This is a genomic window from Vibrio atypicus (genome assembly GCF_009811315.1).
GTDB classification, from domain to species: domain Bacteria; phylum Pseudomonadota; class Gammaproteobacteria; order Enterobacterales; family Vibrionaceae; genus Vibrio; species Vibrio atypicus.
The window spans coordinates 33,393-46,832 of the sequence record NZ_BLID01000007.1; the positions used below are offsets into that span (position 1 = coordinate 33,393).

Annotated in this window: 17 protein-coding genes; 2 read left to right on the forward strand and 15 right to left on the reverse strand. The window is 45.6% G+C overall.

Annotated features, from left to right (window positions below; genetic code table 11):
* Positions 1–12 precede the first annotated feature (12 nt).
* The 7 genes from hemW to GVO60_RS15080 are packed head-to-tail and all read right to left on the reverse strand — an operon-like array spanning position 13 to position 4,770.
* Positions 13–1,188 carry a radical SAM family heme chaperone HemW gene (hemW, locus tag GVO60_RS15050; protein ID WP_159655461.1) on the reverse strand — a complete coding sequence of 392 codons (1,176 nt, stop codon included), beginning with the start codon at positions 1,186–1,188 and terminating at the stop codon, positions 13–15.
* A 24-nt stretch (positions 1,189–1,212) separates the two neighbouring features.
* Entirely contained in the window at positions 1,213–1,818 is a 606-nt protein-coding gene (locus GVO60_RS15055; RefSeq protein ID WP_159655463.1) for an XTP/dITP diphosphatase, read from the reverse strand.
* 41 nt (positions 1,819–1,859) lie between these two features.
* Complete coding sequence (locus GVO60_RS15060; protein WP_159655465.1) at positions 1,860–2,291, reverse strand: DUF4426 domain-containing protein; 432 nt, start codon at positions 2,289–2,291, stop codon at positions 1,860–1,862.
* Positions 2,292–2,327: 36 nt separating this feature from the next.
* Positions 2,328–2,618 (reverse strand): DUF167 family protein YggU, encoded by a 291-nt coding sequence (gene yggU / locus GVO60_RS15065; protein ID WP_159655467.1) that lies wholly within the window; start codon positions 2,616–2,618, stop codon positions 2,328–2,330.
* The gene (locus tag GVO60_RS15070; RefSeq protein ID WP_159655469.1) at positions 2,618–3,175 is read right to left on the reverse strand and encodes a YggT family protein; all 558 of its coding nucleotides are present in this window, start codon (positions 3,173–3,175) and stop codon (positions 2,618–2,620) included. The genes yggU and GVO60_RS15070 overlap by 1 nt, the downstream gene beginning before the upstream one ends.
* Positions 3,176–3,212: 37 nt before the next feature.
* The gene (gene proC, locus GVO60_RS15075; RefSeq protein ID WP_159655471.1) at positions 3,213–4,031 is read right to left on the reverse strand and encodes a pyrroline-5-carboxylate reductase; all 819 of its coding nucleotides are present in this window, start codon (positions 4,029–4,031) and stop codon (positions 3,213–3,215) included.
* A gap of 22 nt (positions 4,032–4,053) precedes the next feature.
* Entirely contained in the window at positions 4,054–4,770 is a 717-nt protein-coding gene (locus tag GVO60_RS15080) for a YggS family pyridoxal phosphate-dependent enzyme (RefSeq protein WP_159655473.1), read from the reverse strand.
* Positions 4,771–4,795: 25 nt separating this feature from the next.
* Between GVO60_RS15080 and GVO60_RS15085 the strand changes: the two genes are divergently transcribed.
* Both GVO60_RS15085 and GVO60_RS15090 read left to right on the forward strand, forming a co-directional pair.
* A complete protein-coding gene (locus GVO60_RS15085; RefSeq protein WP_159655475.1) occupies positions 4,796–5,836 on the forward strand; it encodes a type IV pilus twitching motility protein PilT in 1,041 nt (346 codons plus the stop codon).
* Between the two features lie 11 nt (positions 5,837–5,847).
* On the forward strand, positions 5,848–6,954 hold the full coding sequence (locus tag GVO60_RS15090; RefSeq protein ID WP_159655477.1) for a PilT/PilU family type 4a pilus ATPase: 1,107 nt from the start codon (positions 5,848–5,850) through the stop codon (positions 6,952–6,954).
* A gap of 10 nt (positions 6,955–6,964) precedes the next feature.
* On the opposite strand, the gene ruvX is transcribed toward GVO60_RS15090, so the two are convergent.
* The 8 genes from ruvX to metK all read right to left on the reverse strand — a co-directional run bounded on the left by ruvX (position 6,965) and on the right by metK (position 13,434).
* Entirely contained in the window at positions 6,965–7,387 is a 423-nt protein-coding gene (gene ruvX, locus GVO60_RS15095) for a Holliday junction resolvase RuvX (protein WP_159655479.1), read from the reverse strand.
* A 43-nt stretch (positions 7,388–7,430) separates the two neighbouring features.
* A complete protein-coding gene (locus tag GVO60_RS15100; RefSeq protein WP_159655481.1) occupies positions 7,431–7,994 on the reverse strand; it encodes a YqgE/AlgH family protein in 564 nt (187 codons plus the stop codon).
* 46 nt (positions 7,995–8,040) lie between these two features.
* Positions 8,041–8,988 (reverse strand): glutathione synthase, encoded by a 948-nt coding sequence (gene gshB, locus GVO60_RS15105; RefSeq protein WP_159655483.1) that lies wholly within the window; start codon positions 8,986–8,988, stop codon positions 8,041–8,043.
* Positions 8,989–9,001: 13 nt separating this feature from the next.
* A complete protein-coding gene (gene rsmE, locus GVO60_RS15110; RefSeq protein WP_159655485.1) occupies positions 9,002–9,733 on the reverse strand; it encodes a 16S rRNA (uracil(1498)-N(3))-methyltransferase in 732 nt (243 codons plus the stop codon).
* A 129-nt stretch (positions 9,734–9,862) separates the two neighbouring features.
* Entirely contained in the window at positions 9,863–10,564 is a 702-nt protein-coding gene (gene endA, locus GVO60_RS15115; protein WP_159655487.1) for a deoxyribonuclease I, read from the reverse strand.
* 77 nt (positions 10,565–10,641) lie between these two features.
* The gene (locus tag GVO60_RS15120) at positions 10,642–11,139 is read right to left on the reverse strand and encodes a SprT family zinc-dependent metalloprotease (protein ID WP_159655489.1); all 498 of its coding nucleotides are present in this window, start codon (positions 11,137–11,139) and stop codon (positions 10,642–10,644) included.
* 69 nt (positions 11,140–11,208) lie between these two features.
* The gene (locus tag GVO60_RS15125; RefSeq protein WP_159655491.1) at positions 11,209–12,006 is read right to left on the reverse strand and encodes a DUF2189 domain-containing protein; all 798 of its coding nucleotides are present in this window, start codon (positions 12,004–12,006) and stop codon (positions 11,209–11,211) included.
* A gap of 273 nt (positions 12,007–12,279) precedes the next feature.
* Positions 12,280–13,434, reverse strand: coding sequence for a methionine adenosyltransferase (gene metK / locus GVO60_RS15130; protein ID WP_159655493.1), 1,155 nt, complete (start codon positions 13,432–13,434; stop codon positions 12,280–12,282).
* Positions 13,435–13,440: the final 6 nt, after the last annotated feature.

Consider the following 13,440-nt stretch of genomic DNA (forward strand, 5'->3'; position numbering starts at 1 on the left):
GTATTTGGTTCTTTACTCTTCTGCCATAAAGGCTTCTAACAGGTCATTGAGGAACAATTTTCCTTTCTCTGTGATCTGCCAGTGGGTCTCGTTTTCATCGATGTAGCCCATCTCTTTTGCCCAATCTATCGTCTCTTGAATCGCTTCAAAGCCAAGCCCTGTCGTTTCCAAAAAGTCTTGTTTTGGGCACGCTTCCATCAAGCGAAAGCGATTCATAAAGAATTCAAATGGGCGATCTTCAGCAGCGACATCCACTTCACTGTTTAAGTAAGGCTTAACCATGTTTTGGTAAGCGGCAAGGTAGCCTCGTGGGTGTTTTACTTTGGTTGTGCGAATGATACGCCCATCAGCAAAGCTTAATTTTCCATGAGAGCCACAGCCAATGCCTAAGTAGTCACCAAAGCGCCAATAGTTGAGGTTATGCTGACATTGATAACCCGGCTTGCTGTAGCCTGAAATTTCATACTGAACGTAACCTGCAGCGGCGAGTTTTTGATGGCCTAACTCAAAGATATCCCATAGGTCATCGTCATCTGGCAGTGTTGGCTGCTTGTAGTAGAACATGGTGTTTGGCTCAATGGTGAGCTGATACCAAGAGAGATGTGGCGGATCCAACTCGATCGCTTTTTCTAGATCTTTGAGTGCTTGATCCACCGACTGATTCGGTAGGCCGTGCATAAGATCTAAGTTGAAGCTTGTTAGGCCAATTTGATGAGCCAAATTAGCAGCATTAACTGCCTCATTTTTGCCATGGATACGGCCTAGCTTTTCTAGCTTTTCTGGCTCAAAGCTCTGTACACCAATAGAGATACGGGTAACGCCAGCTTTGCGATAGCCAGCAAAACGCTCGGTCTCGATTGTGCCTGGATTCGCTTCCATTGTGATCTCAATGCTTTCTTTAAAGGGGATTCGCTGCTTGATCCCTGCTAGTAGGTCGGCAATACCTTGGGCTGAGATTAAACTTGGAGTACCACCACCAATAAAGATGGAGTGAAGTGGTCGAGGTATTTTATTGAGCTGATAGCGCTCGATATCGCTATCAAGATCTTCCAGTAGAGCCGCGATGTACTCTTGCTCTGGAATTTCTGCTTTCAAAGCGTGCGAGTTAAAATCGCAATAAGGGCACTTTTGTACACACCATGGGATGTGTACATAAAGGCTAAGTGCTGGTGGAACGAGTTGATTCATTGCAGTTCGCTTAACAGAGGCAGATTATAAAGAGTGTTCTGAAAGCGTGGCAAATAGCTGCTTAAGCGCTTTACCTCGGTGGGAGAGCTGCTTCTTACGAGTTGGTTCAAGCTGAGCAGACGCACAGTTATCTTCAGGAACAAAAAACACAGGATCATAACCAAAGCCGTTATCACCTTCAGCTTGAGTCAAAATGCGACCCTCCCATTTGCCATGGCAAACAATCGGGGTTGGGTCGTTTTCATGGCGCATAAAAACCAGCACACAGTGAAAACGTGCCGTACGTTCGCTCTCAGGCACGCCCTCCATTGCTTTCAATAGCTTTTCTAGGTTCTGTTGGTCTGTCGCGCCTTCACCAGCGTAGCGAGCAGAATATATACCTGGTGCACCTTTTAAGAAGTCGACTTCTAGGCCTGAATCATCGGCAATAGCGCATAGGCCTGTCTCTTTGGCTGCATGTCGTGCTTTGATGATGGCATTTTCGATGAAGGTTGTGCCTGTTTCAGCAACCTCGGATACATTGAACTCACTTTGTGCAACGACATCAAAACCGAAGTCAGACAGCAGGTCTGCCATTTCACGAACTTTGCCTTGGTTTCCTGTCGCTAAGACGATTTTTTGTGCTTTCATTGCTTACTCTTATTTACGTTAAGGTTGGAAAGTAATCTTGGTTACTCTTCCACATAAAATTTTTGGGTGAACTTTAAAGGTCCAGTGCCTTTGAGGCCAGCATTAACTTCAAGATCAAAGTTTAGATTCTCTTCATTGCTGATAGGGAATTCAGCTAAATAGTAAATAGCGCTGCCTTCTTTCACTTCTTTAAAGTCTAACTCACGCATCTGACCTAGTAGGTTTTTACTGTGGCCGGTAATCTTCGCCGTAATGGCCGGTTTACCTACTTGAGAGTTATCGAGCACGCTGATGTTCAAAATTGCGCTGTAGCCATTGCGCTTTAACTTATAAGTTCGAGCGGCTTGAGCGGTGATGAAGGTTGAATTGAAGGCTGAGTAGTGAACTTCAACGTCTTTGATATTTTTAAATTGCCCTGCCCACGATGGAGTGGCAAGCAGAGCGCTACAAAGTAGAGGGATCCATGCTTTCATAATGCTTCCTTGGTCATATTGGAAAACAAAAAGCCATCATAGGATGGCTTTAATTTCTTCTGGGATTAAGTTAGGTGCGATTATTCTGAGCTGTTTATGTCTGCCCAGTTCGCCTTTTTCTATGTTGATTAATCCCTTTGCGACTTTAAATTGCTTAGCAAGATATTTGCTTAAGTGGGCGTTGGCTTTGCCATCAACTGGTGGTGCTGTAATGGCGACTTTGAGCTCTTCACCATGTAAGCCGACTAATTTGTCTCGACTCGCTTTGGGTTGAATATAAAGGCGAAGAATTAAATCTTCGCCATCAAACCAAGCTGCTGCAGACATTATAGTTGATACCAAATAGGACCAATCAAATCGGCCATTAAGAAGTTGGCAAATTGCAGAGCAATAAACAGAACCAGTACGCTTAAATCAAAGCCACCCATCGCTGGAATGATGCGACGAATTGGTGCAAGCATTGGCTCTGTTAACTGATGGAATACGTACTCAATTGGGCTGCGACCTTGGCTTACCCAGCTTAGAATTGCACGAATAAGCAGAACCCAAAATAGCAAACCGCCAGCCGCTTTTAGCAAAGATAAAAAGCCAAGGAATAGGAAGTCAGCGCTGAAAGAGACTGACCCGCCCGAAGCAACCAAAATTAGCGCGACAAATTTTAGGACACACAGTACATAAGCGAACAGTACGGTTGCGAGATCCATGCTGCCTATTGATGGAATTACACGGCGTAGCGGCGCTACTACCGGTTGAGTCGCTTTAACAATAAATTGCGAAAACGGGTTATAGAAGTCAGCACGAGCTGCTTGCAGCCAAATGCGTAAGATCACCACCATGATGTATAAATCAAATAGGGTGGAAATCAGAAAACTCATTGAATTCATAGGTTACCCTTAATAAGTGAGCGCATTGCTCAAATGGTTAAAACAGTGTTTCCATCTCTTCTGCGCGAGCAACAGCAGCTTGCATTGCTTTCGCTACTATATCGGAAAGTTGATGTTCATTGAATGTTCGTAGTGCTTCAGCGGTTGTACCACCCTTGGAGGTAACGTTTTCTCGTAAGGTAGAGAGCTCAGTATCTGGGTTGCCAACCACCATGCTTGCTGCGCCTAAAGCTGACTGTTGTACCAACAAGCGAGCCGTTTGTTGATCAAAGCCTTGCGCGATAGCTTCTGCTTGCATCGCTTCCATAAACAAGAAGAAGTAAGCTGGAGCACTGCCTGCTGCGGCAATGATGTTATTGATGCCAGATTCTTGCTCAACCCAGCAGACCTTGCCGCAAGACGCCATAAGTTCTGCGGCAAAAGCTCTATCTTGTTCTGATACGTGAGAAGGCGCAAAGAGACCACTCATGCCTAAACCAAGCTGAGATGGCGTATTTGGCATCACACGAACTAAATTGAGTTTGCAACCTAGCATCTCATCAAAGCGAGCACTCTGAATGCCAGCGGCAATAGAAATGACAAGCTTTCCAGACCAGCTAATGTCTTGCAACGGTGCACAAACGTCCGCCATCATTTGTGGCTTCACAGAAAGTACTACCACATCCGCTTGCTGTGCAGCGGCGAGGTTGTCGCTTGTAGTATGAATACCATACTCTGTTTCTAGCGGCAGGCGACGTGTCTCCGAAGGCGCAGTCGCAGTAATTAACTCAGCTGGATAACCATTCGAGACTAGGCCAGAAACGATAGCCTTGACCATGTTACCTGCGCCAATGAAGGCGATCTTTTTGTGTTCCATTGGGTAGTATTCCTTTGAGCTATTAGGCTTTATTGCTGTAATCACGAGCGCCAAAAATTGCGGTACCAATACGCACCATGGTACTGCCTGCTTCAATTGCGGCTTCCATGTCACCACTCATCCCCATCGATAGCGTATCGATAGATTGTTCTGGGTATTTCTGAACCAGCTTCTCTTTTAGATTCGCTAGTTGTGTGAAAGCCGCTAATTGTGATGAGTAATCCGAGACATTCGCTGGAATTGACATCAATCCTCTTAAGGTGAGGTTCGGAAGAGAAGAAATCAACTCTGCGAGTGCAAAGATTTCATTTTCATCGAGACCAGATTTAGAGGTTTCTCCACTGGTATTAACCTGCATAAGTACTTGTATCGGTTCGCTACCTGCAGGGCGCTGGTCGTTAAGACGTTGGGCAATTTTAGCTCGGTCAACGGTATGCACCCAAGCAAAGTTCTCTGCGACGAGGCGAGATTTATTTGATTGAATTGGACCGATAAAGTGCCATTCAATTTGAAGTTCTGGATGCTGTTCTGAAAAGTGTGCTACTTTGCTCGCCCCTTCTTGGACGTAGTTTTCGCCAAAAGCTCGTTGCCCAGCTTGCGCAGCTTCTAGAATTGCGTCGACAGGTTTGGTTTTACTCACTGCGAGAAGTTGCACTGACTCTCGAGGTCGTCCACACTTCTGTTGTGAGGCCTCTATCTGTGAGGTGATCTGTTCAATATTTTGTTGAATACTGGTCATGGCAGATTTTACTTAAGGAAAATAAATGGATATCGCTGAATTACTGGATTTTAGTGTAAAGCATAACGCATCAGATCTACATCTTTCTGCGGGTGTTTCACCCATGGTACGTATAGATGGTGAAGTAAGAAAGCTTGGTGTACCTGCTTTTGACCATTCTGATGTGCATCGTTTGGTTTTTGAGATCATGAACGACTCTCAGAGAAGCGAGTTTGAAGAACGTCTAGAAGTCGATTTTTCATTTGAACTGCCAAATGTCGGGCGCTTTCGTGTTAATGCCTTTAACCAGAGCCGTGGCTGTGCAGCAGTATTCAGAACGATTCCAACCGAGATCCCGACCTTAGAACAATTAGAATCTCCGGCGATCTTTGAAAAAATCGCCAATATGGAGAAAGGTCTAGTGCTAGTGACTGGGCCAACAGGTTCGGGTAAATCGACCACATTGGCGGCGATGGTTGATCATATTAATCGTCATCAAAACAAGCACATTTTGACCATTGAAGATCCCATCGAATTTGTTCACACCAACAATAAGTGCTTGATCAACCAGCGTGAAGTGCACCGAGACACACACAGTTTTAAAAATGCGCTTCGCAGTGCGCTTCGTGAAGATCCTGATGTCATTTTGGTTGGTGAGTTGCGCGATCAAGAGACGATCAGTTTAGCGCTGACCGCTGCAGAAACAGGCCATTTAGTGTTCGGTACCTTACACACCAGTTCAGCGGCAAAAACCATTGACCGTATTATTGATGTCTTCCCTGGCAGTGACAAAAGCATGGTGCGTTCGATGCTTTCAGAGTCTTTGCGTGCCGTGATTGCCCAGAAGCTATTAAAGCGGGTTGGCGGTGGGCGTAAAGCGTGTCATGAAATAATGATGGCGACTCCTGCTATCCGCAACTTAATCCGGGAAGACAAGGTTGCGCAAATGTACTCTGTGATTCAAACCGGTGCGGCTCACGGAATGCAAACCATGGAGCAAAATGCCAAACAACTCGTGGCTCAAGGGGATGTTGATCCGGGAGAAGTTGCAGCTAAAGTAGAATCTGAATCGAGCAGTATGTTCTGATAGGACGTTTTATGGATATCGATGTTTACCTTCAAGGAATGAATAACCAGAAGTCTTCTGACCTCTATATCACCGTAGGTGCACCTGTGCTTTATCGTGTTGATGGCGAGTTGAGGGCTCATGGCGAGAAGTTGACTCAAACTGACGTAGAAAACTTGCTCAATAGCATGATGGAACCCGATCGTCAGCAAGAGTTCTCGACGAGTAAAGAATCTAACTTTGCGATTGTGCGTGATTTTGGCCGTTATCGTGTGTCTGCGTTTTTTCAGCGAGAGATGCCGGGTGCGGTGATTCGACGTATCGAAACGACGATTCCTACCTTTGACGAACTCCGCTTGCCAGAAGTCTTACAAGACCTTTCTATCGCGAAACGAGGTTTAGTGCTGGTGGTGGGGGCGACAGGTTCGGGCAAGTCGACCACAATGGCGGCGATGACGGGCTATCGGAATAGTCACCGTACCGGACATATTTTGACGGTCGAAGACCCGATAGAGTTTGTGCATGAACACAAGCGTTGTATCGTGACCCAGCGAGAAGTTGGGTTAGATACGGAGAGTTATGAAATTGCTCTTAAGAACTCTTTGCGCCAAGCACCTGATATGATTTTGATTGGGGAAATTCGTTCTAGAGAAACCATGGAATACGCCATGACCTTTGCTGAGACTGGTCACTTGTGCATGGCGACCTTGCACGCCAATAACGCCAACCAAGCATTAGAACGGATACTGCACTTGGTACCAAAAGAGCAAAAAGAGCAGTTCTTATTTGATCTCTCGATGAATTTACGTGGCGTTGTAGCTCAGCAGTTGATTCGAGATAAAAATGGGCAGGGACGTCATGGTGTATTCGAAATCTTGCTCAATAGTCCAAGAATTTCGGATCTAATTCGTCGCGGTGATCTGCATGAACTCAAGTCGACGATGGCAAAATCGAAAGAAGTGGGGATGCAGACATTTGACCAAGCACTCTACCAATTGGTGGCGGATGGTAAGATCAATGAAGAAGATGCGTTGCATAGTGCAGACTCCGCCAATGATCTCCGTTTAATGTTAAAAACTAAGCGTGGAGAAGGTTTTGGCGGAGGGGCGTTGAGCAATGTGAAGATTGATATGGGGTAGGCGAGTGCGCTTACCCGTATTGAGCTTCAAACCAACTTTCAAGGATCACTACTGCTGATTGGCAGTCAACATTACCTTTGCTCAGTGCTTTATAGCCACCCATTGCAAATAGGTCAGCGCGAGCCTCTGTGGTTGATAAACGCTCATCATGCAGTTCGACCGCAACACCAAATCGACCATGTAGACGATTAGCAAATTTCTTTGCTCTCGGCGTAATAGTTTCTAAATCGCGGCCATGAAGATCCGTTGGCAACCCCACAACAATCAAGTCGGGTTGCCACTCTTTAATTTGTTTCTCGATATCATCCCAATTTGGAATTCCATCGTTAGCTTTAAACGCTTTGAGTGGCGAAGCCGTTCCTGTGATTTCTTGACCAATTGCACTACCAATACTTTTGGTACCAAAATCAAAAGACATAATGGTTCTAGACATGTTTACCTTGTTTATGTTCGTCGATGTTTTGCTTTCGCCATGATTAGGCGTGGCCGACCTCACTGGAGAGCTGAGCGACATTAATACCGAGCATTTGAACGGCTTTTTTCCATCGCTCTGCTATTGGTGTATTAAAAATCACATCTGGGTCTGCTTCAATCGTCAGCCATGAATTTTCAGAAAGCTCAATTTCAAGTTGGCCAGGTTCCCAACCAGCGTAGCCTAAAGCGACCAAATACTTGTTCGGCTCTGCTTCTGTTCCCAATACGCCCAAGATATCACGAGAAGTCGTGACCGAAATGGCATCGGTCATTTGAATGCTCGATTCGTATTGGTCTTTGGGATTATGCAAGATGAAGCCTCGATCGCTTGATACAGGTCCGCCTTTAAGGACAGGCTTTTCTAAGCTATCAGAGAGCAATTGCGGGTGATCCGATTCCACGTCGACCTGTTTAAGCATTTTGCCCACAGTGACGTCGATTGGAGCATTAATCATTAAACCCATTGCGCCTTCGTCGTTGTGCTCACACACATAGATAACGCTGCGCTGAAAATAGGGATCTTTCATCCCTGGCATAGCTACGAGAAAGTGATTGGTTAAATTCATAGACACTCCAACTTATCTAGGGGCAAGTTGCCTTGCCCCATTTTTATTATTTGTTGATGCGGCGTTCAATCGCATCCATAAGTTTGCCAGTGATTGAGATATCAAATGCTGCTTCAATTTCACGAATACAAGTTGGGCTTGTTACGTTAATCTCAGTCAGCTTGTCGCCAATCACATCTAGACCAACGAAAACCAAACCTTTTTCTTTAAGTGTAGGCGCTACAGCCTCAGCGATCTGTTTATCTGTTTCGCTAAGTGGGCGAGCTTCACCTGTACCACCTGCTGCAAGGTTACCACGTGTTTCACCTTTGGCTGGAATTCGCGCAAGACAGTAAGGCATTGGTTCGCCATCAACCACTAAAATACGTTTGTCACCATTGCTGATGTCTGGCACAAAAGTCTGCGCCATCGCGTAGTTTTGACCATGGTTAGTTAGGGTCTCAATGATCACTGATACGTTAGGATCGCCTTCTTTCACTCGGAAGATTGAAGCACCGCCCATACCATCAAGAGGCTTAAGGATCACATCACCATGTTGTTCGCGGAATGCTTTAATTTTTTCAGCTTTACGTGTCACGATGGTGGTTGGAGTCAACTCTGGGAACCAGGCCGTAAACAGCTTTTCGTTACAATCGCGTAGGCTTTGCGGCTTGTTAACGATCAGAGTGCCTTTTTCTTCTGCACGTTCAAGAATGTAAGTCGCGTAGATGAACTCAGTATCAAATGGAGGATCTTTACGCATTAAAACTGCATCAAGTTCAGAAAGCTCAATAGTTTGCTCTGATTTAAACTCGTACCAGCCTGTTGGATCTTCTTTGAGTTCGACAATTTTTGTATCGGCAACTGCAACGCCTTGATCAAGGTGAAGATCGTTCATTTCCATGTAGTGGATCTCGTAGCCGCGGCGCTGCGCTTCAAGCATCATGGCAAAGCTAGAGTCTTTTTTGATGTTAATGGACGAAATTGGGTCCATTACAATGCCTAATTTGATCATTTATTTTCTCCGTTTAGCCAAGATCGCCAAAGCGAACTTGAAGGGCTGTAATTGCGGTAAGAGCCGCTGTCTCGGTGCGCAACACTCGCGGACCAAGTAGCGTCTCTTCAAATTTGTACTCTTGGGTCATGTCGATCTCTTCTGCGGACAACCCACCTTCTGGGCCAATCAATAGGCGTACTTTTTCGACTGGCGTAGGTAACGTATTGATGGAGTATTTTGCTCTCGGGTGCAGGTTAAGCTTTAAGCCGTCGTGTTCTTCCGCACACCACTCTTCTAATTGCATCACAGGGCGAATCTCAGGCACTGTATTTCGGCCACTCTGCTCACAAGCACTGATTGCGATTTTCTGCCATTGAGCAAGCTTCTTTTCAAAACGCTTTTGATCAAGCTTTACGCCGCAGCGTTCTGAGATAAGAGGAGTGATGGTATTCACGCCAAGCTCTACCGATTTTTGGATGGTGAATTCCATTTTATCGCCGCGAGAGATCACCTGACCGAGGTGAAGGTCTAGTGGTGACTCAGAGCTGCGTTCAACGCGTTCAGTGAGTGTGACTTCGACGGATTTTTTGCTAACGCTAGAAATCGTAGCAGGGAACTCTGCGCCACTACCATCAAACAGTAGGACTTCTTGCCCTTCTTTCATGCGCAATACACGACCGATATGGCCTGCCGCATCGTCACTAAGTAGCATAGTGCCAAGTTGAGTGATGGTTTCTGGGTGATAGATTCGTGGGATTCGCATTGTGTTTCGATTTCCAGCAAGAGATTTAGAGATAACCTCTAACATGGATGCTTTTAGTCGAAAAAACAAGGGGGACAGCGAGTTTCCAATCAATAACTGGAAACTCGATTTTAGTGAATCAGTTACGCTTTATAGCGATTGGCAAGCAGAATAAACAAAGGGGTTATGGTTGCCTTGGATTTTGAAAATGCGCTTTTCTCGTTCACATTCCCATGCATCGACGGGGAACTGTTTATTCCAAGCATTCATTAGCTGAGTCTGCGGCTTAGATAACTTAAATCCGTACTCTTTACTCATGTAAAGGTAAGTACGAGCAATCGAGCCCTTAGCGCGGTCGGGTGGCATAACTTTGCGCTGCTTAAAGTTAACTTGCATTTCACAACGGCCGTAGCTGACACCATCAACCCCGTTCCACTGACTAAAGTTGTAGTTAGAGCGATCGCCGTTCACTTCACCAATGGCTGGAGTCAGATTATGTAGATCCGCTTCCATTGATTTAAAGACTTTATCATTCTTAGTGCAGTTTTTTCGTCCGCCAGTCTGCCAACACTGGCGCTGGTGGCCAAATTGCCATGCTGGGACAACATGCTCCCATTCTATTCGAGAGGCTCGTTTTTCTTGCTTGCGGACTTTGTAGCCACAAGAATTTAAATCGGGAATGCCTTTCTTTCCTTGCCACTGAATATCACAGCCGCAATAGAAACTGGTTGGATGGTCGGCATAAATTTTAACTGCTTCTTTTTTCGCTTTAGAGAACGAAGAGGGGGGCGCAGCGGTAGACAGGGCGGAGAACAAACCAGCGAACAGCGTGAGTAATATCAGTTTTTTCATAATCAGAGTGTTAGAAAAGTATGAGTAAATACAGTCTAACACGCATGGATGGACGAAATTATTGAGAAAAGGCTGAATTATGAAAGTTGCTTACCACTAAAGCTCAATGTTTGTTGGCACTGCTGACAGCGGTAACTGGCTTGATTGCGCATCACTTTGTTGTGGCGTCGGATCGTTAAAGGGTAAGTCGTGCAGCCGCAGATATATTCGAAGGTTTTGCCTTGGACTGAGGCGATTTCGAAGCTATGAGTGGTTCGTGCAGGAATCTTGAATACAGACTCCATCACTCCTTTCCACTCTTTACCATGAGGTCTGACTCGGCCATAGACTTGATAGGTAATGAGATGAGCAACTTCGTGAGGAATCACTTCTGAGATGAAAGCTTGTTGGTTTTCTTCGAACAATACAGGGTTTAACCGAATCTCGTTTAGCTGCAAGTAGGCTTTACCCGCTGCTTTGCCACGTAGTTTGTAGTTAAGTTTTGGCTGAGGAAATGTGCGTTTGAAAGTGAACTGAGCCTGCTGGATGCAGTCAGCAATCACTTTATGTGCACGATAATTGAGTTCAGAATCCACAACCACTCCTAAATAAACGCCCCAGCTCAAATGGCTGGGGCGCATCATAGATCGAAATGGCTTAGCTTGTTAAGTGTGATGTTTTTTCTTGATGATTTCATGGTAAGCATGCCAAGTACCGTATCCTAAAATAGGCATAGTAAACAGCATACCAATTCCGTAAGTAGCAAAGCCAACTAAGATACCGCCACAGATTAGGGCCGCCCAAACAATCATCGCCGGGATATTCGATTTAACTGCGTTAAAACTGGAGAAGACTGCTGTCATCATGTCGACTCTGCGCTCCATCATCAAAGGAATCGAAAATGCGGAGATGCTAAACACAACGCAAGCCAACACGAAACCAACGGCAGAGCCAATCACCAAAAATGGTAGAAAATCCGTCAGTGGTGCCCCTTGCACCGATGGGTAGAGTGCATGAAGTAGAGCTGCGATTCGCATCCAAAAAATCATACAAACCGCGAGTAAGACGGCGAAAGCCCACTGAGAGGAGGAGTTGCGGCCGATGGCTTTCATCGAATGCAGCAAGCTAGCATTATGACCTTTCTCTCTTTCCCAGCTGGCGTCGTAAAGTCCAAGTGCAAGGAAAGGGCCGATTAGCATGTAAACGACTAAACTTGGCATGACGACTAAGTGCGTGCCTTGCCATTCTACTAACAGAACGATTCCGATCGCCGCAGCCATGAAGCAGATACCGTAAAAGGCGCTAATCAACGGCATTCTGACAAAGTCATGCAGGCCGAGAGAGAGCCAGTGAAATGGTGCGGAAATGCTTACTTGGTTGCAGGGAATGGTCCGAGCGTATTCTGTATCTGGGACTTCTTTTTGTTTATCTTTGAAGTCATCTGGATTCACCGTACGAGGCATAAATCCTCCTTGATCGATTCTCTACGTTGACTAAATTCGTTGGCAAATTTAGCGTTTGATACTCGATGCCCGGCTTGGCGACGTCATGATGTAAGCGGCGCATCAATTACTGCTTACGAATGGCGATCCTATTTAGATCGTTTCGTTAACATATTGTTAACTATTGACGCCATGGCAAAAAAATACAAATTTCTGAACACTTTTTATGCGTATTAAAAAAGGCTTCTGGTTACCCAGAAGCCTTTGGAAATAAGCTAAGTGTTTGTACTTAAATTATTTAAGACCTGCGAACGCACGTAGTTCAGCTGCTTTGTCCGTTGCTTCCCAAGGGAACTCTTCACGTCCAAAGTGACCGTATGCTGCAGTCTTTTTGTAGATAGGTTGAAGAAGGTTTAGCATCTCTTGTAGACCATATGGACGTAGATCGAAGTGCTGGCGTACTGCTTCAACGATGATCTCTTGTGCTACTTTCTCTGTGCCGAATGTCTCAACCATGATAGACGTTGGATCAGCAACACCGATAGCGTAAGACAATTGAATCTCACAACGATCTGCTAAACCAGCGGCAACGATGTTTTTCGCTACGTAACGCGCAGCGTATGCTGCAGAGCGGTCAACTTTTGATGGATCTTTACCAGAGAATGCACCACCACCGTGACGAGCTGCGCCGCCGTAGGTATCTACGATGATCTTACGACCTGTTAGACCACAATCACCCATTGGACCACCGATTACGAAACGGCCGGTTGGGTTGATGAAGAAGTTAGTCTCTTTGTTGATCCACTCTGAAGGTAGTACTGGTTTGATGATCTCTTCCATTACAGCTTCACGTAGGTCTGGTGTAGAGATTGAATCACAGTGCTGAGTTGAAAGTACAACTGCATCGATACCAACAATTTTACCTTGGTCGTATTGGAAAGTTACCTGAGATTTTGCATCAGGGCGCAACCAAGGAAGAGTGCCGTTTTTACGAACTTCAGCTTGTTTTTGAACAAGACGGTGAGAGTACGTGATAGGCGCAGGCATTAGGATTTCAGTTTCGTTTGTCGCGTAGCCGAACATGATACCTTGGTCACCAGCACCTTGTTCTTTAGGGTCTGACTTATCAACACCTTGGTTGATGTCTGGAGATTGCTTACCAATGGTGTTAAGAACAGCACAAGAGTCAGCGTCAAAACCCATATCTGAGTGTACGTAGCCGATTTCACGAACCGTTTCACGCGTTAACTCTTCGATATCTACCCATGCTGAAGTAGTGATTTCACCACCAACCATGACCATGCCGGTCTTAACGTAAGTTTCACACGCTACACGCGCTTTCGGGTCTTGTTCTAGAATCGCATCAAGAACAGCATCAGAGATTTGGTCTGCAATTTTATCTGGATGACCTTCTGATACCGACTCAGAAGTGAACAGGTGCTTAGCCATGTTAGC